Here is a 26,640-nt window from a genome sequence, read left to right as displayed (position 1 = left end):
ATGAAAGTCCTCTTCGAACCCGAGACGTTTTCCATCCAGGATTTTGGGGGCGTGTCGCGCTATTTCTTCGAGCTCATCGACCACGCCGGGCCGGAGCTCACCTGCGAGCTGCCCGTGGTGCTGAGCAACAACCTCTACCTGCGCGACCGCCGGCACACCCGGCACCTGGGCCTGCTGCCCGGCGTGCCGGTGCCGGGCAACTGGCGGCTGATGCAGTTTGCCAACCGCCGCGCCGCCCGCCGCGCCATCGCGCGGCAGAACTTCGATGTGTTTCATCCCACGGTGAACGACCAGACCTGGTTTCTGGAGCTGCTCGGCGATAAACCCTTCGTTATCACGATTCACGACATGATTCCGGCGCTGTTTGGGCAGTATTACCACACGCCGGGCCCCGAGCTGCTGGAGCTGGCCAAGCGGGCCGCCCGCATCATCACCGTGTCGGAAAACACCCGGGCCGACGTGCTCCGCCTGCTGCCCGTGCCCGCCGAGCGCGTGACGGTGGTGCACCACGGACACGCCACCCGCCACTACCCCTACGAGGCCCGCGTGCCTACCCCCGACAGCTACCTGCTCTACACCGGCAGCCGCCGGACCTACAAGAATTTCGGCTGCCTCATCACGGCTTTCGGGCAGCTGCACCAGCACACGCCCGGCCTGCACCTGGTCTGCGCCGGGGGCGGGGCCTTTACCCCCGATGAGCAGTACCAGCTGCGCGAAGCGGGCATTGCCGGGCACACCCACCAGCTGGGCTATCTGACGGATGGCCAGCTCAACCACCTCTACCACGGGGCCCGGGCCTTCGTGTTTCCTTCTGAATACGAGGGGTTTGGCTTCCCTATTCTCGAAGCCTTCGGGCAGCATTGCCCGGCGGTGCTAAGCAAGGCCTCGTGCTTTCCCGAAATCGCACACGACGCCGCGCTCTACTTCAACCCCCACGACCCCGAGGACCTGCACGAGCAGCTCGACCGGGTGCTGCACGACCGGGCCCTGCGCCAGATACTGACGCGCCGGGGCCAGGGCCGCGTCCTCGACTTTACCTGGCCCCGCACCGTGGCCGACACCCACCGCGTGTACGAAGAGGCCCGCGAGGATGCGGCGGCGGTGGCGCATTGAAAGTACGTCATGCTGAGCTTGCCGAAGCATCTCTACCTCAATAGTAATTAATGCTACCACAACGAAGCGGTAGAGATGCTTCGCTGCGCTCAGCATGACGTTCTTTTTTAAAAAACCTCCCTCCCCATGAAGCTTAATATTCGGTTTCTGTACTTGCTGCCGGTGCTGGCGGTGCTGTTCACGGACCGCGCCTTCACGGAGTTTGTGTTTCCGGACGAGGGCTCGCCCGTGCTGGCGCACTACGGGCTGCTGCTGCTGGCGGGCTCCTGCGGCCTCACGGCGCTCTGCTTCCGCTACCTGGGGCTGACGATGCGGCGCTGGCTGCTGCTGATAATGGTGGCGCTGGGGGCGCTGGCCCTGGAATCGTACGCCGGCTGGCAGTCGTGGATGGTGTACCCGCACGTGTTTGCCAAGTTCCTGGTGATGGTGCATGTGTTTGCCCTTCACGCGTTCTACCGGCGGTTTGGCCCGCCGCCGTTTGGGCTGCTGATGGGCGTGCTGCTGCTGGGCCTGCTGGCCAACCTGGCCGTCTATCATCCTGACTCGCTGAGCTTATCGGCCTTTCTGGACAATGAGCGCGGGTTTGCCTCCACCTCGGCCATGCTGCTGCTGCTGCCCACGCTCTACTACCTCAACCAGTACCTGACGCGGGGCGGGCTGCCGCGGCTGCTCACGTTTTTTATGGGTGCGGCGCTCATCATCTTCCTGCAGCACCGCTCGGTGTGGGTGGCCATGGGCGTGGCCCTGGCCCTGAACGCCGTGCTGCTGCTGCTGGGCCGGGTGGAGGGCGCACGGCTGAGCTCGGCGCGGCTGCTGCCCATGGTGCTGCTGCCGCTTTTCGTGCTGATTTCGGGCGGCCTGGTGGCCCTCAACGACCCGCATGTGGTGAAAAAGCTCGAAGCCAGCCTCAACGACATTGCCCACCCCAACACGCGGGGCACGGGCGGCTGGCGAATGAAGCAGTTTGAGGCCTACCAGCCCTTTCTGGAAGAATACCCGGTGGCCGGCATGCGCTTGAGCGGCTTCGAGCTGCCCGTGCAGTTCTACACCCTGGCGGCCCACGGCGGCAGCGACGAGCAGGTGTGGGCCGATGGCACCGGCCACCACTTCCACAGCTTCTACGTCGACCGGCTGTTCTACTTCGGCGGGCTGGGGCTGGGGCTCACGCTGCTGGTGCCGCTGCTGCTGCTGGGCCGCCGCCTGCTGAGCCGCGCCCCGCTGCCCCCGGCCACGGTCACGCTGGCGGTATTCACCCTCAGCTCCCTGGTCTACGGCATTTCCTACGACTGGCCGCTGTATTTCTTCGGGCTAATGGGGCTGACGCTGGCGGCGGTTGCCGACCCCGGCCGGGTGCCCGTGGCGGCCCCGGCCGCCCCCCGGCCCCACCGCCAAGCCCTGCAGTCTCTCGGCCCTTTTCCCACTCCCCACCATGCCAACCCCGCTGCTGCCGTCGCCCGCCGCTGAGCTGGCCGCGCCCGTTCTGCTCATCGTCTTCAACCGCCCGCAGCCCACGCGGCGCGTGCTGGCGGCCGTGCGCCAGGCCCGCCCCGCCCGCCTCTACGTGGCCGCCGACGGCCCCCGCCCCCACCACCCCACCGATGCCGCCCGCTGCGCCGAAACCCGCGCCCTGGTCACGGCCGGCGTAGACTGGCCCTGCGTGGTGCACACGCTGTTTCGGACGGAGAACCTGGGCTGCGGCCGGGGACCGGCGGGGGCCATCAGCTGGTTTTTCGAGCAGGAGCCCGAGGGCATTATCCTCGAAGATGACTGCCTGCCCACGGCCAGCTTCTTCCGGTTTTGCGCCGAGCTGCTGGCCCGCTACCGCACCGATACCCGCCTGATGCACATCAGCGGCAACAACCTGGCGCGCGAGGCCCGACAGCCCGGCGGGTCCGGGGCCGAGTCCTACTACTTTTCGGGGCAGGTGCACAGCTGGGGCTGGGCCACCTGGCGGCGGGCCTGGCAGCACTTCGATTTCGACCTGAAGCTGCTGCCCGAGCTGCGCCGGCGCGGGGCGCTGCCCACTATTTATCCTGGCTGGCTGGCGCGGCAATACTGGCTGCACAAGTTTGAGGCCGTGCGCACCGGGCCCCGGCCGGCCCACGTCTGGGACTACCAGTGGCACTTCGCGGTGGCGGCCAACGGCGGCCTCAGCATCGCGCCGGCCCGGAACCTGGTCACCAACATCGGCTTTGGCGACGACGCCACCCACACCTTCGACCCCCACGACCAGAGCGCGCACCCGGCCGCGCACGAGCTGGCCTTCCCGCTGCGCCACCCGCCCGTGGTGCTGCGCGATGCCCGCCGCGATGCCCGCCATTTCCGCGAGCACCTGCTGAACCGGGCCTGGGCCACGGCCCGGCGGCGGCTGGCCCGGCTGCTGCCGGCCGCGCCCGCCCCGTCCGCCGCAGCTGCTTCAGCTGCTTCAGCTACCTATTCTCAGCCTATTTCAGCCCTATCGCCATGAAAGTTCTCGTATCCGCCTATGCCTGCAATCCCGCCCAGGGCGGCGAGTCCGGCAACGGCTTCCACTGGGCCTGGGGCATGGCGCAGCGCGGCCACCAGGTGTGGTGCTTCACCACGCCTGGTGGCCAGGCCGGCATCAAGGCCTTTCTGGCGGCCAATGCTGATGAAGGGGCCGTAGAGCGCATTCAGTTTATCTATCCCACGGTGCCGGGCTGGGTGCAGTTTCTGTACCGCTGGCAGTTTGGGGTGTATCTGCACTACTTCATCTGGCAGTTCGCGGTCTGGCGGCTGGCGCGCGAGTACGACCGGGCCGTTGACTTCGACCTGGTGCACCACGCCACTTACAGCAGCCTGAAAATGGGCTCCTGGCTGTGGCGGCTGGGCAAGCCGCTGGTGTACGGCCCGGTGGGCGGGGCCCAGAAAGCGCCCATCGCCTTCCGCCAGTACCTGCCCGACTGGTTTCAGACCGAAACCCTGCGCTCGGCCTTTACCTGGCTGCTACTCAAACTCGATTTCAACCTGCACCAGAACCTGCGCCACGCCGCGCTGGTGCTGGCTTCCAACGACGAGTCGGCGGCGCTGGCCCGGCGGCTGGGCGCGAAACGGGTCGAGCTCTTTCTTGATACCGGCCTGTCGGAATCCTTCCGGGCCGCTACGTTTCCGGAGCGGCCGGGGCAGCCGGTGCTGCAGCTGCTGTGGGTGGGCCGGCTGTATCCCAACAAGGCCCTGCCGCTGGTGCTCGATGCCCTGTCGCAGGTAGGAGCGCGGGTGCCGTTTCAACTCACCGTGCTCGGCGATGGGCCGATGCGCGACCTCGTGCCGGGCTGGATAGCGCAGTATGGGCTGGTGGGCCGCGTGACGTGGCGCGGCGGCGTGCCGTGGACCGAGGTACACACCGCCATGCTCAGCCACGACGTTTTTCTGTTCGGCTCGCTGCGCGACTCGTTTGCCTCGCAGTTTATGGAGGCCCTGGCCACGGGCCTGCCCATCATCACCCTCAACCACCAGGGAGCCCGCACTTTCCTGCCCGATGCGGCCGCCATCAAGGTATCGGTGGAGTCGCCGGCCGTGGCCACCGCCGCCATGGCCCGGGCCGTGGAATACGTATATGACCACCCCGCCGAGCGCCGGGCCATGGGCCGGGCCGGCTACGAGTTTGCCCTGTGCCAGACCTGGCCCCAGCGCCTCACGCGCCTGCTGGGGCTGCTGGGGCAGGCGGGCATCAGCCCGGCCGTGTCGGCCCTGCCCCTGGCGCGCCGGCACCACCGCTACCAACAGGCGCACCACCACCAGAAGCCCCGACGACCATCCCCAGGCCGACAGCCGCTGCCTGCCGAATAAGTAATCGTTCAAATTAAAGCATTTGTTAGTTACTGGTTATCAGTTGTTAGTCGTAATTCAACCAACCACTGCACGCCTGATTTCTGGCAACTAACAATTGACAACCAACAACTAACATCTCCTCACTTCTGCGACCCGCGCCATGCTTTACATCGTCATTCCCGTCTTCAACCGGCAGCAGTTCACCCGGGCCTGCCTGCTCTCGCTTCGCCAGCAAACCCGTACCGATTTCCGCGTCGTCGTCGTCGACGATGGCTCGACCGATGGCACACCGCAGATGCTGGCCGGGGAATTCCCGGAGGTAGACGTGGTGACCGGCGACGGCAATATGTTCTGGACGGCCGGGGTGAACGCCGGCATCCGGCGGGCCCTGGTGCTGGGCGCCACGCGCATCATGACGATGAACAACGACGTGCTGGCCCTGCCCGATTTCGTGGAGCAGATGCTGCGCTGGGCCGACCGCCACCCCCGCGCCATTCTGGGTGCGCTGGAGCTCGATGCCGCTTCGGGCCAACCCGTGTACGGCGGCGAGCGGCTGGACTGGCGCACCAACACCCGCCAGGACCTGCTGGCCGCCCTGCCGCCCACCGAGCACCACGGCCTGCACCCCGTAACCTACCTGCCCGGCCGGGGCCTGCTCATCCCGCTCGAGGTGATTGAGGCCATCGGCCTGTTCGATGAGAAGCGCCTGCCCCACTACCTCGCCGATTTCGACTACACCAGCGTGGCCCGCCGGCACGGCTTCCCGGTGTTCTGCAACTACGATGCCCGCCTGAGCACCTACCCCGACGAGAGCGGCCAGGAGCAAACCCGCCGCGAGCACAGCCTGCGCGGCTATTTCCAGCATCTGTTTGGCATCCGGGGCGGCGGCAACCTGCGCAATTTCACCCATTTCACCCTCAAAAACTGCCCCCGGCCCTTCCTGCCCTACTTCCTGCTCAATGGCTACGCCCGCCGGCTGGTGGGCTACTTCATGCACTAGAGCAGTTTCCGAGTTAGTGTACATTTTTTAAACCAGTTAAAAGTTGAGAGTTAAAAGTTAAAACCCACTACGTCTGATTTTTAACTTTTAACTCTCAACTTTTAACTCTGTACATGGACTTGGAAACTGCTGTAAAGGCCTATCCGAATAGGCTAAAGAAGAACGTCATGCCGAGCCCAGCCGAGGCATCTCGCTCGCATCGTTGCCCCGATTGAGTCACTGCCGCACGCGAGATGCCTCGGTCTCTGCTTAATGCGCAGAATGCTCGGCATGACGGCCTATTCGGATAGGCGCTGAGGTGGCCCTGCCACTACTCAACTCACCTATTCATCCACCTTTTTTTTTTCTGTATCATGGTTATTCTTACCCAGGACCTCGACGGCTTCGGCAACCACTTGCTGCTCACTTCCCATTTTTTGGTGAATGCCGTGCAGTACAACTACGAGCTGGCCATTCCTTCATTTGCGCGGTACGCGCCGTATTTTGAAGGCCCCACCGGCAAGCCCACGGCCTTATTCGGCCGGCTGCCCGTGCAGTTGCAAACCAACCAGGCCACCACCGAGCTGCTGTTTCGGGGGCTGCGCAGCCGCTGGGGGGGGCCCGCGCTCCTGCGCCTGCCCTGGCTGCACCGCCTGCTGGGCGTGCGCGTCGTGGTGGACCAGCCCACCGGCGATGTCGACCTCAACAGCCCCGCCTACCTGGCCCAGGCCCGGGACCCGCGCCACCTGCTGGTGCACGGCTGGCAGTACCGCGACAAAGTGAACTTTGGCCGGCACGGCGACCTGCTGCGGCGGTTTTTTCGGCCCATCGAGCAGCACCGCGAGGCCGTGGCGCGCGTGCTGGCCACCAACCGCGCAACCGGGGCCGATGTGCTGGTGGGCGTGCACATCCGGCGCGGCGACTACGCGGGCTGGTACGGCGGCGCGTTTCTGTACAACAACGCCACCTACGCCCGCGCCATGCGCGAAACCCAGGCCCTGTTTCCGGCCGATGCGCGGGTGCGCTTTCTCTTGTTTTCCAACGAACCCATCGTGGACGAGGATTTTGCCGAATTCGACACCGGCCGCTCCACCGACCACCCCGTGGAGGATTTGTACGCCATGGCCGGCTGCGACTACATCGTGGGCCCGCTGAGCACCTACTCCATGTGGGCTTCGTTCTACGGCCGGGTACCGCTCTGCCACCTGCACCGCCCCGACCAGCCCATCCGCGCCCTCGATGAGTTCATCGTGTTCGACGACCAGGAAACCGTGCGCTGGGAAACCACCATGCCCAGCGTGGTATGAGCCCGGCCCACACCCGCCGGTGGGCCTGGGCGGCCCTGCCGGTGCTGGCGGCGGCCGTGGCCGGGCTGGTAGCCTGCCAACTGCGGGCCGGCAGTGCCGAAGCCGTGCTCGTAATCCGCCACGGCGGCACCTACACGGGCACGTATCGCAGCCCCGATTCGGCGGTGCCCTGCGTGCTTATTGCCACCACCGAGCCCGTGGTGCTGCGCGACTGCGTGCTCTACGGAGCCGGCGACCTTATCCGGGCCACCCGGGGCGGGGCGCAGCTCACAGTGCTGAGCTGCCGGGGCTACGGCCTGCCCCAATCCCTGGACCAGACCCGCCACGGGCACTTTCTGGAGGTGAATTCGGGCCGCTCGGTGCGCATCGAGCACAACTACTTCGAGCGCACCACCGGCATCAGCATCTACCAGTGGAGCGGCGACGGCACCCCGGCCCAAACCCTGACCGTGCGCTACAACTCGGCCCGCAACATCGACGGGCGCTACCGCGACGGGGGCAGCACCATGGCCAATTTCCTGGGCCTGAACGGCCTGCCCGGCCTGGCCAATATGGAAGTAGCCTGGAATCAGGTGATTAACGAGCCCAATCAGTCGCTGGTCGAGGACAATATCAACTTCTTCAACTCGGGCGGCACCCGCACCAGCCCGGCCCGCCTGCACGACAACTACGTGCAGGGGGCCTACCCCTACCCGGCCACCAGCGCCACCTACAGCGGCTCGGGCATCACGCTGGATGGCGACGGCCGGGCCGCCGCTTCTACCACCGCCTACGTCGAAGGCTATGATAATCAGCTAGTCAGCACCTGCGCGGCCCTCAACATTGCCGCCGGGCACCACAACCATTTCTACCGTAACCGGCTGATTACCGCCGGCCTGCTGCCCGATGGCACCCGGCTGGTGGCCAACTACGCCGCCGCCGGCCTCTGGAATGCCTACCGCCAGCCCGCCACGGTTTTCCACCACAATCAGTTCAGCAACAACGTTATCGGGTTTGTGCATTGGGGCGGCAGCAGCCCCTGGCCCGACCGCCAGGACCTGAGCACCGGCGCCTGCACGCCCTGCACCGGCACGGTACACCTCCCCAACCCCATCACCCTGCGAACCGAGCAGGCCGAATGGGCCCGCTGGCAGCAAAAGCTGCGGCGGCAGGGCCTGCGCGTGGGGCCGGCAGCAGCCCAGGCCCGCCCCGCAGCCGTTGCGCAGGCCCGCTGAGGGGCCGGCCCACTGTGCAGCTACTGCGGGTATCCAACGACTCAGGGTCTGGCCATGGCAAAACTTGATAACAGCATAATGCAATTGGGAAGCAAATTCAGCTGGCATATTCGCAAAAAACAATATTGTCCTTTTTTAACAACATACCTGAACGTTAATTGCATTTTATCAAGTAGTCAAAATTTTAATCTGAAATTTTTGACTACTTTTCAGCGCTTATTCGCTCCCGAATCCGATTACCAGGCCCGTATAATAGTAGGCAAGCAGCACAACCTGCAATTACGATTTTGGGAATGACTTTATGCCATAATCTTTATCAGTTATCTTTATTGAGGCTTTATATGGGCAATAATTGCTGCATCCACCCTTCCATAATAGTAAAACCGTTGGTTGCCGATTAGGGACGTGAGGCGGCGGCGGGTACCAAACCCGGAAATACAGCTATTTTAAATTGCATTTTATGATTTATAACAAAATCTATTAGCAGGCTTGGAACAAATTGATTTTTGGCCCGGTTTAAGGGGCCATTGCAAATCATTTTTTTCGTTTCAAGATTATTTAGAATGCAAAAAAATCCGAAGCACACCCCCGCACTATCTTTCCTTAAGCGCCCACTGGCTAAACTCCTTCCACTAGCCGCACTGTCCTTTCTCACGTTGGTACCGGGCCTGGCACCGGTGATGGCCCAGGCGCCCAACGTCTCGTACTCCGGCCCGCTGGTTATCACACAGGGCGGCACCTATTCCGGCAACTACCGCAGCACCAACTCCAACGTGCCGGCTATCACGATTCAGACGACGCAGCCGGTTATCATCGAGAACTGCATCCTGGCCGGCGCCGGCGACCTGATTGACGCCAAGAATGGCGGCAGCAGCCTCATTATCCGCAACAACCGGGGCTACGGCCTGGCGCAGAGCGCCGACAACACCCGCCACGGCCGCTTTATTGAGGTGAACTCGGGCAAGTCGGTACTCATCGAGTACAACTACTTCGAGCAGACTACCGGTATCGATATCTATCTGTGGGGCGGCAACGGCACGACCGCGCAAACCCTGACTATCCGCTACAACTCGGCCAAGAACCTGGACGGGCGCTACCGCAACGGCGGGGGCACGTACTGCAACTTCCTGGGTGTGAACGGCGGCCTGAACATCGCGGGGGCCGAAATTGCCTGGAACCAGATTATTAACGAGCCCAACAACTCGCTGGTGGAGGACAACATCAACTTCTTCAACTCGGGCGGCACGGCCAGCAACCCCATCAAGCTGCACGACAACTACGTGCAGGGCGCGTATCCGTTCCCGGCTACGGGTCCGAACTACACGGGCTCGGGCATCACCATCGACGGCGACGCGCAGACGGCGGCCGGGGCCACGGCCTTTATCAATGGCTACAACAACCAGCTGGTGAGCACCTGCGCGGCCATGAACATTGCCTCGGGCCACGACAACCACTTCTACAACAACCGCATGGTAACCTGCGGCCTGCTGCCCAACGGCTCGAAGATGCCCGCCGGCTACGCGGCCGCCGGCCTCTGGAACGCCTACCAGCAGTCGGGGTCGGTGTTCTTCAACAACGACATGCTGAACAACACCATCGGCTTCTTCTTCGAGGGCGGCAACACGCCTTACATCAACCGCCAGGACACCAGCCCCGGCGCTTGCCCCACCTGCACGGGCACCAATCACCTGCCCGACCGCCCGCTGACGCTGGCCGATGAGCAGAACGAATGGAACATCTGGCTCCAGAAGCTGCAGCAGAACGGCATCACGCTGGGAGCCGGTGGCACCAGCACCCCCACCACTCCCACCACCCCAACCACGCCAGTTGCCACGCCGCCCACGGTGAGCCTGAGCGCCCCGGCCACCGGCACCGTCGGCACGGCCCTGAGCCTGACGGCCACCGCCGCCACGGCCAGCGGCACGATTACCAAGGTTGAGTTCTTCAGCGGAGCCACCAAGCTCGGCGAAGACCTGACCGCCCCCTACGCTTTGGGCTATGTGCCCACCGCTGCCGGCACCCTGAGCCTGACGGCCCGCGCCACCAATAGCGCCGGTGCGGCTACGACCTCGACCACGGCTACCGTAGCCGTGGCCGCCGCCCCTACCACCACCACGCCCACCACCACGCCCACCACGCCCACTACGACCACGCCGGGCACCACGCCCGATAACTCGACCTTCTTCCGGGCCCTGAACGTGAACGGCAGTGCCACGACCATCGACGGCCAGAGCTGGGAAGCCGGCAACAGCGCCGCTAACTTCCAGGTGAACGGCGGGCCATTTGCCGTGCAGACCGCCACCCTGGACCCGGCCACGGATGCGGCCCGCGCCAGCATGATTCGTTCGTCGGTGTACGACGGGGCCATCAGCGCCGCGGTGAGCGGAGTAGCCAGCGGTACCTATAGTGTGTACCTCTATGTGTGGGAAGATAATAACGCCGAAATCTTCAGCATCACGCTCGAAGGCCAGACGGTGCAGGCGAACTACAACAGCGGCGCGGCCGGCCGTTGGGACCGTCTCGGCCCGTTCACGGCCAACATCACCGATGGCACCATCAACGTGGGCACCACCGGCGGCTTCGCCAACCTGTCGGGTATCGAAATCTGGAAGCAGAACAGCGGCACCACCACGCCAGTTGCCACGCCGCCCACGGTGAGCCTGAGCGCCCCGGCCACCGGCACCGTCGGCACGGCCCTGAGCCTGACGGCCACCGCCGCCACGGCCAGCGGCACGATTACCAAGGTTGAGTTCTTCAGCGGCGCTACCAAGCTCGGCGAAGACCTGACCGCCCCCTACGCCCTGGGCTACGTGCCCACCGCCGCCGGCACCCTGAGCCTGACGGCCCGCGCCACCAACAGCGCCGGCGCGGCCACCACCTCGACCACGGCTTCCGTAGCCGTGGCCGCCGCTCCTACCACCACGCCCCCCACCAGCACGGTTCCGACCTTCGTCCGGGCCATTAACCTGGGCGGTGGTGCCATCACGGTAGACAATCGGAGCTGGGCCGCTGGCAGGAGCGCCACCAACTTCCGGGCCAGCGGCGTCACCACGTTCGCCAACCAGAACATTACCCTGACCCCCACCACCGGGACGGCCCGCGCCAGCATGATTCGCTCGTCGATGTACGGCAACAACCCCAGCCTGGCCATCGGCGGTATCGCCAGCGGTACCTATAGTGTGTACCTCTATGTGTGGGAAGACAACAACGCCGAAACCTTCAACATCACGCTCGAAGGCCAGACGGTGCAGTCGAACTACAACAGCGGCGCGGCTGGTCACTGGGACCGCCTCGGCCCGTTCACGGCCAACATCACCGATGGCACCATCAACGTGGGCACCACCGGCGGCATAGCCAACCTTTCAGGTATCGAAATCTGGAAGAAGTAATCGGCGACACGCCCCAACAGGGCCAAAAGGCAGTATCTACCGCCTCATCCCAAAAAAACCCGGCCTTGTGGCCGGGTTTTTTTTTGCCCTTCCCACCAGGCGCATCCCGTCGGTATACAACCCGAATAGTGCTTACTGACAGCGCATTCTACCTGTCCTGAAATTGGTGATTCGATGAATAAATTGATTTAATCATTATTTTATTTATTTTTAATATATAAATCTTAATACATTTAACTATCTTAGTATTGGTCTTAAGGCAAAGCTCGTCGGCCATTCTATCTCATATCACCCGATTTCACCCTTCCAGCCTATGAAATGCGCATTAATTACCGGAATCACGGGCCAGGATGGGGCCTACCTCGCCGAGCTGCTGCTGGCCAAAGGCTACGAAGTACACGGCATCAAGCGCCGCTCCTCCCTTTTCAACACCGACCGGATTGACCACCTCTACCAGGACCCGCACGAGAAAAACGTGCGCTTCCGCCTGCACTACGGCGATTTGTCGGACGCCACCAACCTGATTCGCATCGTGCAGGAGGTGCAGCCCGATGAGATTTACAATCTCGGGGCCATGTCGCACGTCAAGGTATCGTTCGACACGCCCGAATATTCGGCCGACGTGGACGGCCTGGGCACGCTGCGCCTGCTGGAAGCCGTGCGCATTCTGGGCCTCATCAAGAAAACCCGGCTCTACCAGGCCTCCACTTCGGAGCTCTACGGGCTGGTGCAGGAAGTGCCCCAGCGCGAAACCACCCCCTTTTACCCACGCTCGCCCTACGCCGTGGCCAAGCTCTACGCCTACTGGATTACGGTGAACTACCGCGAAGCCTACGGCCTGTATGCCTGCAACGGCATCCTGTTCAACCACGAAAGCCCCCGGCGGGGCGAAACCTTCGTCACCCGCAAAATTACGCGGGCCGTGGTGCGCATTGCCCTGGGCCTGCAGGACCGGCTGTACCTGGGAAACCTGGACGCCCGGCGCGACTGGGGCCACGCCAAAGACTACGTGGAAGCCATGTGGCGCATGCTGCAGCAGGACGAGCCCCGCGACTACGTCATCGCCACCGGCGTAACCACCAAGGTGCGCGAGTTTGTGCGCCTGGCCTTTGCCGAGCTGGGCGTGGAGCTGGCCTTTGCCGGCGAGGGTGCGGCCGAAGTGGGCTACGTGAGCGCCTGCCACCACCCCGATTTTCAGCTGCGCACCGGCCAGGAAGTGGTGGCCGTGGACCCCGCCTACTTCCGGCCCACCGAGGTGGAGCTGCTCATCGGCGACCCCACCCGCGCCCGGACCGAGCTGGGCTGGGAACCCACCTACGACCTGCCCGCCCTGGTGAACGACATGGTGCAAAGCGACCTGCGGCTGTTTCGGCGCGATGCCGTGCTGCTTGAGGCCGGCCACTCCGTGCTCAGCTACCACGACGAGTAACGCCTTGGTTGTTAGTCATTGGCTGTCAGTTGTTTGACAGGAAACTGACACCCGACAACTAGCAACTGCCAACTACAGCAATTTTCAGGTTGGTGTAAGGAGTTAAAAGTTGAGAGTTAAAAGTTAAAACGCAGATAGCATGATTTTTAACTTTTAACTCTCAACTTTTAACTCCTTACAAAGACTCCAAAACGTCTCTAAAAACCAGCAACCAATAAATTCCCCGCTCATGGAAAAGACTGCGAAAATCTACGTTGCCGGACACCGCGGCATGGTCGGCTCGGCGTTTATGCGCCTGCTGGGCCGCCTGGGCTATACCAATCTGATAACGCGCACCTCGGCCGAGCTGGACCTGCGCGACCAGGCCGCCGTGGCCCGGTTTTTTGCCCGCGAAAAGCCGGAATACGTACTGCTGGCCGCCGCCAAGGTGGGCGGCATTCACGCCAACAATACCTACCGGGCCGATTTTCTCTATGATAACCTCATGATTGAGGGCAACGTGCTCGACCAGAGCTACCGCCACGGGGTGCGCAAGCTGCTCTATCTGGGCTCGTCGTGCATCTACCCCAAGCAGGCCCCGCAGCCCATTCGGGAAGACTACATGATGACCGGCCCGCTGGAAGCAACGAACGAGCCCTACGCCATTTCCAAAATAGCGGGCGTGAAGATGTGCGAGGCCTACCGCGACCAGCACGGCTGCAACTTCATCACCGTGATGCCGACCAACCTCTACGGCCCCCACGACAACTACGACCTGGAAAACTCGCACGTAATGGCGGCCCTGCTGCGCAAGTTCGTCGAAGCCGTACAGCTGCAGCTGCCCCGCGTGGAAGTGTGGGGCACCGGCACCCCGCGCCGCGAGTTTCTGCACGTGGATGACCTGGCCGAGGCCTGCCTGTTTTTGATGGAGCACTACAACGAGCGCGGCGCCGTGAACGTGGGTACCGGCCGCGACATGACCATCCGGGAGCTGGCCGAGCTCATTGGCGAGCTGGTGGGCTTCCAGGGCGAAATCCATTTCGACTTCTCGCGGCCCGACGGCACCATGCGCAAGGTGCTTGATGTGAGCAAAGTACATAACCTGGGCTGGCACCACCGCATTTCGCTGCACACCGGCCTGCGGGCCGTGCTGGCCTCGGCCGAGTGGGAGGCCGCCACCCAGCCGCCCGTGCTGACCGCCTAACGGCCGGCCTTCCTTCTCATACTTAACGCCTTCGCCTCATGCCTGATATCCTGAACCGCGTGCGGCAGCGGGCCGGCCGCATGCTGCGCGAGCTGGTGCCCCACCACGCGCACTACCGGCCCCTGGCCGTGCACCCCAGCAGCCGGGGCCTGGCCGCCCGGCCCGGCAGCGGAGCCACCTATACCGAGGTGTACCCGGAGCGGGTATCCTACCTGGGCGTCACGCCCGATTTCTGCGCCCACACCTCCGACTACGGCGGCCTGCACGCCAAGCCCAACCGCGTGGAACAAGCCCCCGCGGCCTTCGTGCTGGCCCTCGCCAACGGCCGCCTGCTGGCCGACAACAGCTTGAGCGTGGCCGTGATGAGTGCCGACAACCGGCTGGTGGGCGATGCCTCGTTTCAGTACGACCCGCGCCGCACCGACCTGGCCCGCGCCGAGGAAAACAACGTGTTTGCCCAGCGCTGGTTTGAGGAGCCGCGGCGCGTGCGCGGCACCGTGGCCAGCCTGCTCTCGGGTGGCGGCGCGGCCGGGGGCAACTACTACCACTGGCTGATTGACTCCCTGCCCCGGCTGCATTTGCTGAAGCAGGCCGGCTACTGGGACGCCATCGACTACTTCCTGGTGTATGACCGGCACCGGCGCTTCGTGGCCGACTCGCTGCGCGCCCTGGGCGTGCGCCCCGAGCAGGTGCTGGACCTGAGCACCCACCGCCACCTCGTGGCCGACCGCCTGCTGGTGACCTCGGCCGTGCGGGGGCGCGGCACCCACACGCCGCAGTGGGCCTGCTCGTTTCTGCGCCAGGAGCTTCAGGTGCCGCCGGCCCCGGCGCGGCCCTTCAGCCCCTTCGTGTACCTGAGCCGCCGCGACGCGCCGGCCCGCCACGTCCTCAACGAGCCGGCAGTGGAGGCGCTGCTGCGGCCCTACGGCTTCCAGACGCACGTGCTCAGCGACTACAGCTTCGCGCAGCAGCAGGCGCTGTTTGCCGGGGCCCGGGCCGTGGTAGCTCCCACCGGCGCGGGCCTGGCCAACCTGGTTTTTTCGCCGGCCGGCACGCCGGTTATTGAGCTGTTTCCCAGGCACTTCACCGTTGTCGAATACCCCGAGCTGTGCTACCGCCTGGGGCTGCGCCACCAATTTCTGGTGGCTGAGGCGGCCAACGGGCCGCTGCACTCCCGCCGCGCCGGCTGGCGCGAAAACCTGACCGTGGACCTGGCCGCCCTCACCCGCTGCCTGCATACCGTACTGTAGCCAACGCCCCGAACCTACGGCCCCGCCCGGGCTCTTCCTTAACCGTCATTCATCATGCAAGACCTGCTACTTCGGGCCCAGCGCCGCACCAGCCAGCTGCTGCGCACCATGCTCCCCCGCAACGAACATTTCCGCCCCACCGGCCTGCACCCCAGCAGCCAGAGCCTGGCCGCGCACCCCGCCAGCGGCGTGCACTACGTGGAGGTGTACCCCGCCTACACCTCGCACCTGGCCGTGCCCGACGACTTTGTGACGCTAGCCCCGAGCTACTACGACCGCATTGCCGCCCAGGAGCAAGTGGCACCGGCCTTCGTGTGCCTGCTGCCCGGCGGCCGCGTGAACGTGGACAACCACGGCAGCCTGGCCATCATCGCGGCCGATAATCATCTCGTGGGCGACGCCTCGCTGCAATTCTCGCCGGGCAACTATGCGGTGGCCTGCCCCACCGAAAACCCCATTTTCCGGCAGCGCTACTTCCGGCCACCGCTGGAGATTTCGGGCACGGTGTGCAGCCTGCTCTCGGGCGGGGGGGCGGCCATGGGCAACTACTACCACTGGCTGCTCGACTCGCTGCCCCGCCTGCACCTGGTGGAGGAGGCCGGCCTGTGGGATGAGGTCGACTACTTCCTGATTTACAGCCGCGAGCAGCGCTTTGCCGTGGAAACGCTACTGGCGCTGGGCATTCGCAACGAGCAGATTATTGACGTGGCCGCCGCCACCCACCTGCGGGCCCAGCGCCTGCTGGTGACTTCGCCGGTGCGGGGCCACGGGCGGCACGCGCCCCGCTGGGTGGGCGGGTTTATGAAGGATGCCTACCGGCCGGCCGGGGCCAACCACCCGCAGCGCTTCAGCCCCTATGTGTACGTGAGTCGGCGCGATGCCGCGTTTCGGCGCGTGCGCAACGAGGCCGCCGTGGAGGCCGTGCTGGCCGAATACGGCTTCGAGAGCTACGCCCTCACCGAGCTCAGCTTCCGCGAGAAAGTAGACCTGTTTGCCGGGGCGCGGGCGGTGGTGGGGCCAGTGGGCGCCGGGCTGGTCAACATCGTGTTCTGCCCCGAGGGCACGCCGCTCATCGAGCTGCTGCCGCGCAACCTGGTAGTGCCCGACTACCTCGACCTCACCGCCCGGCTCGACATGCCGCACTACCCGCTCATCAGCGCCCCCGAGGCAGCGTCGGCCCAGCGGGCCACCGCCGACCGCCAGGACGACATCACCGTGGACCTGGAGGCCCTGCGCCGCACCGTGCGGCTGGCCCTGCGGCAGCCGGTAAACGCGTAAGCATCATTGGTGCCTGGTGCCTGGTTTGCGGCACTATAGCAGTTTTGAAGCTCATGTACACCGTTAAAATTTGAGAGTTAAAAGTTAAAAATCAAACAGATTGGGTTTTAACTTTTAACTCTCACCTTTTAACTGTATTCACCAATAGGAGAACTGCTGTAAGCACCACGCACCAAGCACCACCAAGCACCACCAAGCACTTTACTCCGACCAGCCATGTCCGCGCCCTCCGTGCTGCTTTCCATCGTTACCTGGAACAGTGCCGCCGTTATCGAGGCCTGCCTGGCCTCGGTGCTGGCGCAAACCCACGCTGATTTTACGGTGTGGGTGGTCGACAATGCCTCGGCCGATGACACCTGCGCCCGCGTGGCCGCCGTGGCCGCCACCGATGCCCGCGTGCGGCTGCACCGCCTGGCCCGGAATACGGGCTTCTGCGGCGGCCACAACTATGCGCTCGACCGCACCTCGTCGGAAGCGGTGCTGCTGGTGAACCCCGACATTGTGCTGCGGCCCAACTACCTGGCCCGGGCCCTGGCCGTGCTGCGCGCCGATGCCGGCATTGGCACCGTGTGCGGGCTGCTGCTGCAAAGCGACGGCCCTAATCCGCGCATCGACAGCACCGGCCTGGAGGCCCTGCCCGATGGCCGGTTCCGGCTGCGCCACCACGGCCGGCGGCTGGCCGAAACCGACCTCCGCCCCGGCCTCGTGGACGGGGCCGACGGGGCCCTGCCCCTCTACCGCCGCGCGTTCATCGATGACCTGCGGGTGGAAGGGCAGTTTTTCGACGAGCGTTTTTTCGCCCACAAAGAGGACTGGGACATTGCCTGGCGCGGCCGGCTCTACGGCTGGCGCACGGTGTTTGAGCCCGGCTGCCGGGCCCTGCACCCGCGCGAGTTCCGGCCCGCCGACCTGCGCCGCCGCCTGCGCCTGGACGGCTCCATTAAGGCCGATGCCGTGAAAAACCAGTGGCTGCTGCTGCTCAAGAACCCGCTCCCCCGGCAGCTGCCGGGGCTGTGGCTGCGGGCCCTGCCCCGGCAGCTGGTCATTCTGCTCTATGCCCTGCTGCTGGAACACCCCTCGCTGCGGGCCTACCGCTACGTGTGGCAGCAGCGGGCCGGCATTTGGGCCACGCGCCGCCTGATTCAGGCCCGCGCCTGCCTGCCGGGGCCGGCCGGCCGGCACGCCACGCCGGCCCAGCCGACGCTCGCGGCGCAACCCGCTCCCACCCTGGCGGCCCCTGGCGTTTTTTAGGGGCCGGCAAAACCAGTCCCCCGCTACGGGCCTGCTTTCGCGCCAAAGCCTTCTGAAACACCTTTTTTACTCGATGACTCGGAATAGCGGGCCAACATGGGCTTTTGAGTGCGCTAACGGGATGTCGTATCTAAATATATTTTTATTAATAGAAAATTTATCAATTTATTATTATTTAAATTCACTATATTTGATATATACTATTAATCACTGAGGCGGTTGGCTGGGAGGAGTGTGTAGAGCCGACCTGGTACTAATATCCACCATAAACCTGTCGGCCATGAAAATCAAGCATTACTTTCCAAATTTCTTGATGGTAGCTGCCCTGGCTTGGGCGATGCCGCTGATGCCAGCCGCGCTGGTCGGCACCGGGACGCAGGCAGCGGCGGCTACCATCACCAGCTTCACGCTGGTAGATGCCTTTACCAACAGAGACCTTTTCGAGCTGACGCCGGGCATAGTGCTGGACCTGGCCGGGCTACCCGCCACCCTGAACATCCGGGCCAATACCGACGGGACCCCGGTAGACAGCGTGGTGTTTGCCCTGACCGGGGCGCAGGTCCGAAACCATGTCGAACGTATCGCACCCTACGCATTATTCAGCGACTTAAATGGGGATTATTTTCCCTGGTCGCCGCCCTTGGGCAGCTACAGCCTGCGCGCTACGCCGTATACAGGCGGAGTGGATGGCGGGCCCCTCACCCGGAGCTTCTCAGTGATAAATTCGGTGGGCTTCGTGACCAGCCTGGTGCTGGTGAACGCCGATACGGACCTGGATATTATGGCCGTTACGCCGGGCATGACCCTGGACCTTCGCGCCCTGCCCACTACCAGGTTGAATATCCGGGCCAATATTAGTCCCACCACGGTGGGCAGCGTAACGTTTGACCTCACGGGTCCGCAGCCGCTGTTCAACATCGAAAACCTGGTGCCTTATGCCTTGGTGAGCGACTTCCAGGGCAACTACCCCGCCTGGACGCCGGTTTCGGGTAGTTATTCGCTCACCGTCACGCCCTTTTCGGCGGGTGGCGGCGGCGGCGTACCAGGGTCGGTGTTCACCCTTGCCTTTAGCGTGGTGAACTCGCCGGCGCTGCCGGTGCGGCTCACGGCTTTCGCAGCCGAGGCGCAGGGCACGGCCGCCGTGCTGCTGCGCTGGGCCACGGCCACCGAGGAGAACAACCGCGAATTTGTGGTGCAGCGCAGCTTCGATGGCCGCGAGTTCACGGCCATTGGCCGCGTGGCCGGCCATGGCAGCACCACCATGCCCCAGGCCTACACCTTTGCCGACAAGGAGCTGCCGGCCCGCCGGGCCCTGCTCTACTACCGGCTGCGGCAGGTAGATACTGACGGCACGTCCACCTTCTCGCCGGTGCGCACGGTGACGGCGAAGGGCGAAGCCGGCAAAATCGCGCTCCAGATTATGGCTCCCGACCAGCCCGGCATGGCCCTGCGCTACCAGTTTACGGGCCCGCTGCTGGGCGCCGAGCAGGTGGAGATGTACAGCATAATGGGCCAGCGGCTGGGCAAGTACCGGCTGGCGGCCGACGGCACCGGCAGCATTCCCGTGGATGGGCTGCCCACGGGCACCTACGTCCTGCACCTGGTAAGTGCCGGGGGCCACTACGCCAGCCGCTTCGTGCTGCGCTAGCGCGGTTTTCGCCTTGGCACCACCGAGCTGGCGCGCGTCTGTGACGCGCGCCAGCTCCGCTGCGTAACAGCAGTTTAAGTAGTTAAGGATAAATAATCGACACGAATTTGAACGTCATGCTGAGCGCAGCCGAAGCATCTCGCGTGTAGCAGTAAACCAATCGATTGAGTTACTACCACACGCGAGATGCTTCGACTTCGCTCAGCATGACGTGCTTTTTTTAGTGACGATTATTTAGGCACTACTACTTATAAACAGCATTAAAAATTTGGCAATCCTATTTTTAATTCCTCTAAAAACGGTACGCTGCCCCGGAAACCGCGCTTGCGCCCGGCCAGCGGCAGCCCGACCTGAACAAGCGAATGGCCCGGGATGGTAACCCCGGGCCATTCGCTTGTTCATGGGAATTTACCCGCTCCGGCCGCTACCTGTGCACGAGACTGCGCCCGGCGCGGCCATCACTGGTTGCCACGCTTAGCTGATAGAGGCCGGCGGGCAGGTGGGCCAGCTCCACGGTGGCCGTTCCGTTGGTGATAAGGCCCTGGCCAACTTCCTGGCCCAGCTGGTTCAGCAAGCGGTAGCGGGTGGCGGCGGGGGCAATGATGGTGAAAAAGTCGTGGGCCGGATTGGGAAATACCGCGAGCTCCGTGGCCGCTTTACCGGGCACCGCTACTATGGCCGAAAACGTGGCCGCCCCATCAAAGTCAACCTGCCGCAACCGGTAGTAGAGCGGGGCCGGGGGGGCCTGCCGGTCGAAATACGAATAGCTGCGGGGCTGCGTGGCCGTGCCGTGGCCGGGCTGCGTGCTCACGGTGGTAAAGTGCGTTCCGTCGGAGCTGCGCTGCACCGCAAATTCGCGGTTGTTTACCTCGGTGGCCGTGGCCCAGCGCAGCTGCACGCCCGCCGGCTGCCGCTGGGCCACAAATGAGGTGAGCACCACCGGGAGCGGGCCATTCGGCGCCATCACCTGCTCGTAAGCCAGCTGCTGCAACGCGGCGGCCACCACCGGGCTGATGCCCAGGTCCACGGCGACTTTCTCGGCGCGGCCCAGCGTGCGCGGGTCGCGCCCGGTGAGCTGGGCAAACAGCACACTGGCGGCCAGATAAGCGCCCCATTTGCTGGGGTAGATGTGGTCGACGTTCCAAAGGTTGAGCAGGCCGGGCGTGGGATTGTAGGGGTTGCGCAGGGCCACTCCGGCCCGGATGGCCCGCAGCCAGGCATTGCCAATGGGCACCACGGCCGCAAAGCGCGGATTGCGAACCACGAGGCCGTAAAAGGCCTTGTGCAGGTCATGCGTCATCGAATCGATAGGTAGGCCCGAATAGGGCGTATTGGCCGGGTACGTCAGGTCGGCCCGGGCCCAGTGCTGAAACAGGTAGACCTGGGCCGCCGGGTTGCCCGCGTGCACGGCCACTTCCAGCCGGGTGGCGTAGTCAATAAACAAGCTGGGCTGGCCCGTGCGGGCCACTGGCAGCGGCCTGGTGGTCAGCTCCTGCAGCACCACTTTGTCCCAGCGTAGTCGCTGCACTACGCTCATGGCGTAGGCCTCGTGGTATTCGAGCGAGGCCCCATTGATGGCTTCGATGTGCACCTCATAGTTGAGACCTGCCTGGTCGGTGAATTTCTTGAAGATGCCCGGCAAGCCGCCCCAGGGCCCCGGCGTGGTGGGGTCGAGCTGATGCCGCGGGGTGTTGGGGGGCAGGCCGAAGTTCTCGTCGATAATCGAGGCGGCGTTGTAGTTCAGCACCGGCGGGTACTTGGCATGGGTGAAGCTGTTGCCCACGAACAAAACGCGGGTCTGGCTACGGGCCGGGCCAGCGGACAGCACCGTCAGCCCAACCAATAACCAGACCCACAGCGAAAGCGAGAAAATCCGATGCATACTACATTATGTAAGTAACTATTTTTCAATCAACAACCTGCGAGCCTGCCGCGCCTATGGGCGGGTTGCGCCTACTGTTTCAGCAGCTTCAGCTGCACCTGGGGCCGGCGGGGGCGGGCGCTGGGGTCGGAGCCGGAGTCGAGCAGCAGGTAGTAGACCCCGGTGGCCAGCTGTGCCGCTGAGAAATCAAGCAGCTGAACCGGACTGGCTTCGACGGGCAGCGTGCCGGTGGCCAGCGTGGCCCCCAGGGCCGACACCAGCCGGTAGCGCACCGCCCCGCCAAAATCGGCGGGCAGGCGCACGGAGAAGCGGCCATCGGGTGAGGGATTGGGGTAGGCCGAGGCCGCCTCCCCGGCGCGCGGAGCCGCCGCTTTGGCGGGCAGGGCGGTGGCCGCCGGGGCGCTCGCCGGGCGGGCGGCAACGTCGCTCACGCTGAAGCTGATGGTGAGGGCCGTGCCCGCCGTGCCGCCCCCGCCGGCCGCCGTGTAGGGCCGGGCCGTGAGCGTGTAGCTGCCCACCGGCGGCGTCCACGCGAAATAGTCGCTGAGGTAGTCGCTGAACAGCGCGTACGGGGCCACCGACTCGGTATGGGCGCGAGTGGCCGCGCCGCTCAGGGCAAACACCACGCTGCCCACCGTGGCGGGGCTGGTAGTGGCCCGAATATTCAGGTTGCGGGTGGGCAGCGTGGCCAGATTCAGCGTGGCCCCGGTGGCCAGGGCCTGAATATCCAGGTCGGTATCGGCATTCACCAACGTATAGCCGGTTACCTGCTGGCCGGCGTTGGCCGTGAAGGTGGCTGTGATGGCCTTGTCACTGGTCATACTCACGCTCAGCGGGTTGGCGCTGCCCGTGGCCGCCCCGCTCCAGCCCGTGAAGGTGAAGCCCGCCGCCGGCGCGGCCGTCAGGCTCACCGTGCTGCCGCTGGCGTAGGTGGCCTGGTTCGGATTTTTACTCACCGTGCCGCTGCCCGAGGTGTTCACCGTGAGCGTGTAGGTAGTGGTGGCGATGGCCGTGAAGGTGGCTGTGATGGTCTTGTCGCTGGTCATGCTCACGCTCAGCGGGTTGGTGGTACCCGTGGCGCTGCCGCTCCAGCCCGTGAAGGTGAAGCCGGCCGCCGGCGCGGCCGTCAGGCTCACCGTGCTGCCGCTGGCGTAGGTGGCCTGGTTCGGATTTTTACTCACCGTGCCGCTGCCCGAGGTGTTCACCGTGAGCGTGTAGGGGCCGGCCACCTGGTCGATTACCGAGAAAGCCAGGGTGAGGGCGGTGCCCGCCGTGCCGCCCGCGCTGGCCGCCGTGTAGGGCCGGGCCGTGAGCGAGTAGCTGCCCACCAGGGGCGTCCAGGGATTATATGCCCCGCCGTTGTCGCTGAACAGCGCGTACGGGACCACCGACTCGGTATGGGCGCGGGTGGCCGCGCCGCTCAGGGCAAACACCACGCTGCCCACCGTGGCGGGGCTGGTAGTGGCCCGAATATTCAGGTTGCGGGTGGGCAGCGTGGCCAGGTTGAGCGTGGCCCCGGCCGCCAGGGTCTGGATATCGGCATTGGAATCCGCATTCACCAGGACAAAGCTGCTCACGCTTTGCCCGGCCGCGACGGCCGCGAAAGTGGCCATGATAGTCTTGTTGCTGGTCATGCTCACCGGGAGGGGATTGGTGGTGCCGGTGGCATCGCCGCTCCAGCCCGTGAACTGGAAGCCCGCCGCCGGCGTGGCCGTCAGCGTCACGTTGGTACCGCTGGCGTAGGTGGCCAGGGCGGGGCTCCGGGCAATGCTGCCGCTGCCAAAAACGGTTGTGGTGAGCGTGAATGGCCCCGGCGTGCCGTTGTCTATCACGCTGAAGCTGATGGACAGCGGCACGCCGGGCGAACCCGTACCGCCCGCGCCCGAGTAGGGCGTGGCCAGCAGGGTATAGTTGCCCACGGGCGGCGTCCAGGGATTGTAGTCGCCATTCACGTCGCTGAACAGGGCGTAGGGAACGACACTCTCGGTCTGGTTCTGGGTTTGGGCCCCGCTCAGGGCAAACACCACGCTGCCGGTGGTGGCGGGGTTGGCGTTGGCCCGGATGTTCAGGTTGCGCGTGGGCAGGGTGGCCAGGTTCAGAATTGCGCCGTCCACCAGGGGCTGAATGTCGATATCAATCAGGGCATCGGCATCGACCAGGGTAAAGCTGGTCGCGTTACAATCGGGGTTGAGGCGCACTTCCTGAGTAGTGGCCAGCCCCCCGGCATCGGTCACGGTGAGCGAGATGGTGTAGTAGTAGGTTTCGGTGCCGCAGCCGTAGGGCACGATGGTGGTGCTGGTCTGGCGGGTGGTATCAATGGGATTGGGGTGCTGGTGGGTATTGTGGCGCAGCACGGTTTGCCAGGCATAGGCGAGCTGGCCGCCACTGTGCTCAGTATCGACCACGGTGGCCCGCAGCGGGTAGGTGGTGTTGCCCGTGAGCGGGTAGGTGCTGTTGTTGGCCGGGCTGGTGATGGTGACCTGCGGCGGGGTGTTATTCACCGAAATAGTCAGTGAGGCCTGGTTGGTCAGGCCCGCGCCGTTAGTCACGGTCAGCGTCACGGTGTAGTTGATGGGGGCCGCGCTGGGGGCCGCGAACGTGTGGCTGGGATTAGCCGCCGAGCTGGTGGCCGTGCCGTCGCCGAAGTTCCAGCGGTAGGTGAGCGTGCCCCCGCCGGGGTTGGTGGACGCGCTGCCCGTGAGCTGCACCAGCAGCGGGGCCGGCCCAAAGGTTTTGTTGGAAGAAGCCACGGCCACGGGCGGGCTGGCGGCCGTGATATAGCTGATTTTACGGATTTCCGAAGGGAAGAAGTTCACGTAGAACAGGCCCGTTTCGCCGGGGCTCACGGCGAAGGCCACCGGCACGGCCCCGCTGTTCACGAAGTTGCCCACCGCGCTGGGCTGGTTGCTGCCGTTCACGGTCATATTCCGTATCCAGCTGCTCACGTAGTCGCCGAAAAAGTAGGAATTCGCGTACGGGGCCGGAAAATCGGTGTAGGGATAAAACACCCCGCCCGTGGAAGCATTGCCCCCAAACTGCGCCCCCGAAACGGGCGAGCCGCTCGCCCCGATATTAATCGTAGCGGCCGTGGAGCCGCTGAAGGTGCCCGTGCGCGCCGGCCCCGCCCCGTGGCCCCAGTCGATGAGCGGCCGGGTCTGCACGAACGTGGGCACGGAGCCCGGAATGGTCTGGCCCGAATTGCAGGGGTTGAGGAACGTGGCCGTGCCCGTGGGCGTGGCCTGCTTCACCAGGTCCTGAAAGTAGAAAAACTGCCGCGTGCAGCCGCCCGTGTTATAGAGCGGGTTGGGCGCGTCGCGGTTATACACGTTCGAGCTGGTGAAGGCATCGTAGGGCGTGAGGCCCTCAAACAACGGCCAGCCGAAATTCTGGCGGGCGCTGCTCACCACGTTCACCTCTTCCCAGCTGGCCGCGCCCACGTCGCCGATGTAAAGCGTGCCGGGGTTGGCGGCGGTGGGGTTGGTGCTGCCGGTGCCGGGCTTCAGGCACATCCGGAAGGGGTTGCGGAAACCCAGGGCCCACACCTTGGAACGGGCCGCGCTGGGGTTGGCCGCATCGTAGAAGGGGTTGCCGGGAATTCCCGCGCCGGTGTTGGCATCGATGCGCAAAACCTTGCCGCTCAGGCAGTCGACCAGCTGGGCGCGGAGCGAGCCCACGTCCTCTTTGGCCCGGATAATGCCATCGGCCAGGGCCTGGGCGGCGTAGGTGGCGTTGTAGTTGCCCAGGTCGGGGTACGGGTGCGCCCCGTCGCCGGTCGAGACCAGCAGCGTGCCATCGGTGCCAAAAAGCAGGGCATTGGTTACGTGGCCGTTGAAGGTGGACGGAATGCCATTTGACTTCGTGGTGCCAATCAGGACTTTGCGGCTGGCCGGGTTCACGCTGTAGCCCGTGCCGGCCGGTGTGGCCGTGTAGCGCGTGAGCCGGCCAATAGTGGCGCTGTAGTAGTCATTGGCCGCGGCGCTGTAGCTGGCCGTGCCGAAATTCAGCAGGTGATGGCGGTCTACCACGTACAGCAGGTACAGGTAGCCGTTGGTGTCGAAGTTCGGGTCGAGGACAAAGCCCAGCAGGCCGTGGTCTTCCCAGCCGCCGACTTCGGGCGAAATATCGAGCACGAGCTGGCGCTGGCCGTTCACCACCACCCACACTTTGCCGGGCCGCTCCCACACAAACATCTTACTGCCGGTACTAGTGAAGGTCAGGCCCACCGCCTCGTTCCAGCCCGAAGAGACGACGGTGGAGGTGAAGCCCGTGGGCGGGGTTTGGGCGTGTAGCGGAAAACAACAGACCAGAAAAATGGCCAGGAGGAAGGAAGTGGGCAGGGCTTTCATGGGGTCGCGGGGGATAGCGTGGCATCATCGGAAAAAAGCATGAGTAGAGCAGGCTGGCGCAGCTTTCGCCTTAATGAAGGGATTAAAAATCTGACTATCAAATTTTTAATCCCTCCACTAACGATACACTGACCCTGAAGCCACCTAGTTGCGCAGGAGCTTGAGTTGAGCGGTATGTTGCTGCGTTTCGAGCAGCAGGTAATACAGGCCGGTAGCCGGCATCACCCGCGAAAAATCCAGGCGCGGGGCCATCCCGGCGCTGAGCGTACCGGTGGCCAGCGTGGCCCCCAGGGCCGATACCAGCCGGTAGCGCACGTCCCCGCCAAAATCGGCGGGCAGGCGCACGGAGAAGCGGCCATCGGGCGAGGGATTGGGGTAGGCCAAGGCCGCCTCACCGGCGCGCAGAGCCGCCGCTTTGGCGGGCAGCGCGGTGGCCGTGCCCGCCCTGACTGCGGTTTGCTGCCAGAGCTCCACGCCCGAAAAGTTGGGCCAGCCGCCGCTGCTCGTGAACTGCACTTGCCCGGTGGCGGCCAGCGTCACGGCGTAGGGGCCCAGCCGCGCCCAGGTCCCGGCGGGGCCGGT

The 26,640-nt window shown here is 64.6% G+C and carries 17 protein-coding genes; 14 read left to right on the top strand and 3 right to left on the bottom strand.

Translation table 11 applies throughout. The annotated features are described in order from the left end of the window. From ABD819_RS04785 to ABD819_RS04720, 14 genes are all read left to right on the top strand, one after another. Positions 1–1,113, top strand: coding sequence for a glycosyltransferase family 4 protein (locus ABD819_RS04785; protein ID WP_345121555.1), 1,113 nt, complete (start codon positions 1–3; stop codon positions 1,111–1,113). A gap of 126 nt (positions 1,114–1,239) precedes the next feature. After that, positions 1,240–2,577 carry a hypothetical protein gene (locus ABD819_RS04780; protein WP_345121553.1) on the top strand — a complete coding sequence of 446 codons (1,338 nt, stop codon included), beginning with the start codon at positions 1,240–1,242 and terminating at the stop codon, positions 2,575–2,577. Next, positions 2,543–3,580 carry a nucleotide-diphospho-sugar transferase gene (locus tag ABD819_RS04775; RefSeq protein ID WP_345121551.1) on the top strand — a complete coding sequence of 346 codons (1,038 nt, stop codon included), beginning with the start codon at positions 2,543–2,545 and terminating at the stop codon, positions 3,578–3,580. Before ABD819_RS04780 ends, ABD819_RS04775 begins: the two co-directional genes overlap by 35 nt. Next, positions 3,577–4,920 carry a glycosyltransferase family 4 protein gene (locus ABD819_RS04770; RefSeq protein ID WP_345121549.1) on the top strand — a complete coding sequence of 448 codons (1,344 nt, stop codon included), beginning with the start codon at positions 3,577–3,579 and terminating at the stop codon, positions 4,918–4,920. Before ABD819_RS04775 ends, ABD819_RS04770 begins: the two co-directional genes overlap by 4 nt. A 142-nt stretch (positions 4,921–5,062) precedes the next feature. Then, entirely contained in the window at positions 5,063–5,902 is an 840-nt protein-coding gene (locus ABD819_RS04765; protein WP_345121547.1) for a glycosyltransferase family 2 protein, read from the top strand. A gap of 353 nt (positions 5,903–6,255) precedes the next feature. Then, positions 6,256–7,188: an alpha-1,2-fucosyltransferase gene (locus ABD819_RS04760; protein ID WP_345121545.1), complete on the top strand. Its 933-nt coding sequence runs from the start codon at positions 6,256–6,258 to the stop codon at positions 7,186–7,188. Beyond that, positions 7,185–8,402, top strand: a complete 1,218-nt coding sequence (locus tag ABD819_RS04755; protein ID WP_345121543.1) for a hypothetical protein — start codon at positions 7,185–7,187, stop codon at positions 8,400–8,402. Before ABD819_RS04760 ends, ABD819_RS04755 begins: the two co-directional genes overlap by 4 nt. A 656-nt stretch (positions 8,403–9,058) precedes the next feature. After that, positions 9,059–11,791, top strand: a complete 2,733-nt coding sequence (locus ABD819_RS04750; RefSeq protein ID WP_345121541.1) for an Ig-like domain-containing protein — start codon at positions 9,059–9,061, stop codon at positions 11,789–11,791. 313 nt (positions 11,792–12,104) lie between these two features. After that, positions 12,105–13,220: a GDP-mannose 4,6-dehydratase gene (gene gmd / locus ABD819_RS04745; RefSeq protein ID WP_345121539.1), complete on the top strand. Its 1,116-nt coding sequence runs from the start codon at positions 12,105–12,107 to the stop codon at positions 13,218–13,220. A gap of 229 nt (positions 13,221–13,449) precedes the next feature. After that, entirely contained in the window at positions 13,450–14,403 is a 954-nt protein-coding gene (locus ABD819_RS04740; RefSeq protein WP_345121537.1) for a GDP-L-fucose synthase family protein, read from the top strand. A 38-nt stretch (positions 14,404–14,441) separates the two neighbouring features. Further along, positions 14,442–15,653 carry a glycosyltransferase family 61 protein gene (locus ABD819_RS04735; RefSeq protein ID WP_345121535.1) on the top strand — a complete coding sequence of 404 codons (1,212 nt, stop codon included), beginning with the start codon at positions 14,442–14,444 and terminating at the stop codon, positions 15,651–15,653. A gap of 54 nt (positions 15,654–15,707) precedes the next feature. Continuing rightward, entirely contained in the window at positions 15,708–16,931 is a 1,224-nt protein-coding gene (locus tag ABD819_RS04730) for a glycosyltransferase family 61 protein (protein WP_345121533.1), read from the top strand. A gap of 216 nt (positions 16,932–17,147) precedes the next feature. Beyond that, complete coding sequence (locus ABD819_RS04725; protein ID WP_345121531.1) at positions 17,148–18,182, top strand: glycosyltransferase family 2 protein; 1,035 nt, start codon at positions 17,148–17,150, stop codon at positions 18,180–18,182. A gap of 280 nt (positions 18,183–18,462) precedes the next feature. Then, complete coding sequence (locus tag ABD819_RS04720; protein WP_345121529.1) at positions 18,463–19,830, top strand: T9SS type A sorting domain-containing protein; 1,368 nt, start codon at positions 18,463–18,465, stop codon at positions 19,828–19,830. Between the two features lie 424 nt (positions 19,831–20,254). Here ABD819_RS04720 and ABD819_RS04715 read toward each other — a convergent pair whose 3' ends face one another. The 3 genes from ABD819_RS04715 to ABD819_RS04705 form a co-directional block, all read right to left on the bottom strand. Beyond that, on the bottom strand, positions 20,255–21,712 hold the full coding sequence (locus tag ABD819_RS04715) for a T9SS type A sorting domain-containing protein (RefSeq protein ID WP_345121526.1): 1,458 nt from the start codon (positions 21,710–21,712) through the stop codon (positions 20,255–20,257). 71 nt (positions 21,713–21,783) lie between these two features. Continuing rightward, complete coding sequence (locus ABD819_RS04710; protein ID WP_345121524.1) at positions 21,784–26,058, bottom strand: InlB B-repeat-containing protein; 4,275 nt, start codon at positions 26,056–26,058, stop codon at positions 21,784–21,786. A gap of 144 nt (positions 26,059–26,202) precedes the next feature. Continuing rightward, on the bottom strand, positions 26,203–26,640 hold a 438-nt coding region (locus ABD819_RS04705; protein ID WP_345121522.1), incomplete at its 5' end, for a hypothetical protein.

Source organism: Hymenobacter antarcticus, assembly GCF_039539545.1.
GTDB classification, from domain to species: Bacteria; Bacteroidota; Bacteroidia; order Cytophagales; family Hymenobacteraceae; genus Hymenobacter; species Hymenobacter antarcticus.
This window is presented reverse-complemented; position numbering and strand designations above follow the sequence as displayed.

What these genes read in the sequence shown, in the direction of transcription:
- ABD819_RS04785 (WP_345121555.1), top strand. Translation starts at nt 1, where the DNA reads ATGAAAGTCCTCTTCGAACCCGAGACGTTTTCCATCCAGGATTTTGGG.
- ABD819_RS04780 (WP_345121553.1), top strand. Translation starts at nt 1,240, where the DNA reads ATGAAGCTTAATATTCGGTTTCTGTACTTGCTGCCGGTGCTGGCGGTG.
- ABD819_RS04775 (WP_345121551.1), top strand. Translation starts at nt 2,543, where the DNA reads ATGCCAACCCCGCTGCTGCCGTCGCCCGCCGCTGAGCTGGCCGCGCCC.
- ABD819_RS04770 (WP_345121549.1), top strand. Translation starts at nt 3,577, where the DNA reads ATGAAAGTTCTCGTATCCGCCTATGCCTGCAATCCCGCCCAGGGCGGC.
- ABD819_RS04765 (WP_345121547.1), top strand. Translation starts at nt 5,063, where the DNA reads ATGCTTTACATCGTCATTCCCGTCTTCAACCGGCAGCAGTTCACCCGG.
- ABD819_RS04760 (WP_345121545.1), top strand. Translation starts at nt 6,256, where the DNA reads ATGGTTATTCTTACCCAGGACCTCGACGGCTTCGGCAACCACTTGCTG.
- ABD819_RS04755 (WP_345121543.1), top strand. Translation starts at nt 7,185, where the DNA reads ATGAGCCCGGCCCACACCCGCCGGTGGGCCTGGGCGGCCCTGCCGGTG.
- gmd (WP_345121539.1), top strand. Translation starts at nt 12,105, where the DNA reads ATGAAATGCGCATTAATTACCGGAATCACGGGCCAGGATGGGGCCTAC.
- ABD819_RS04740 (WP_345121537.1), top strand. Translation starts at nt 13,450, where the DNA reads ATGGAAAAGACTGCGAAAATCTACGTTGCCGGACACCGCGGCATGGTC.
- ABD819_RS04735 (WP_345121535.1), top strand. Translation starts at nt 14,442, where the DNA reads ATGCCTGATATCCTGAACCGCGTGCGGCAGCGGGCCGGCCGCATGCTG.
- ABD819_RS04730 (WP_345121533.1), top strand. Translation starts at nt 15,708, where the DNA reads ATGCAAGACCTGCTACTTCGGGCCCAGCGCCGCACCAGCCAGCTGCTG.
- ABD819_RS04725 (WP_345121531.1), top strand. Translation starts at nt 17,148, where the DNA reads ATGTCCGCGCCCTCCGTGCTGCTTTCCATCGTTACCTGGAACAGTGCC.
- ABD819_RS04720 (WP_345121529.1), top strand. Translation starts at nt 18,463, where the DNA reads ATGAAAATCAAGCATTACTTTCCAAATTTCTTGATGGTAGCTGCCCTG.
- ABD819_RS04715 (WP_345121526.1), bottom strand. Translation starts at nt 21,712, where the DNA reads ATGCATCGGATTTTCTCGCTTTCGCTGTGGGTCTGGTTATTGGTTGGG.
- ABD819_RS04710 (WP_345121524.1), bottom strand. Translation starts at nt 26,058, where the DNA reads ATGAAAGCCCTGCCCACTTCCTTCCTCCTGGCCATTTTTCTGGTCTGT.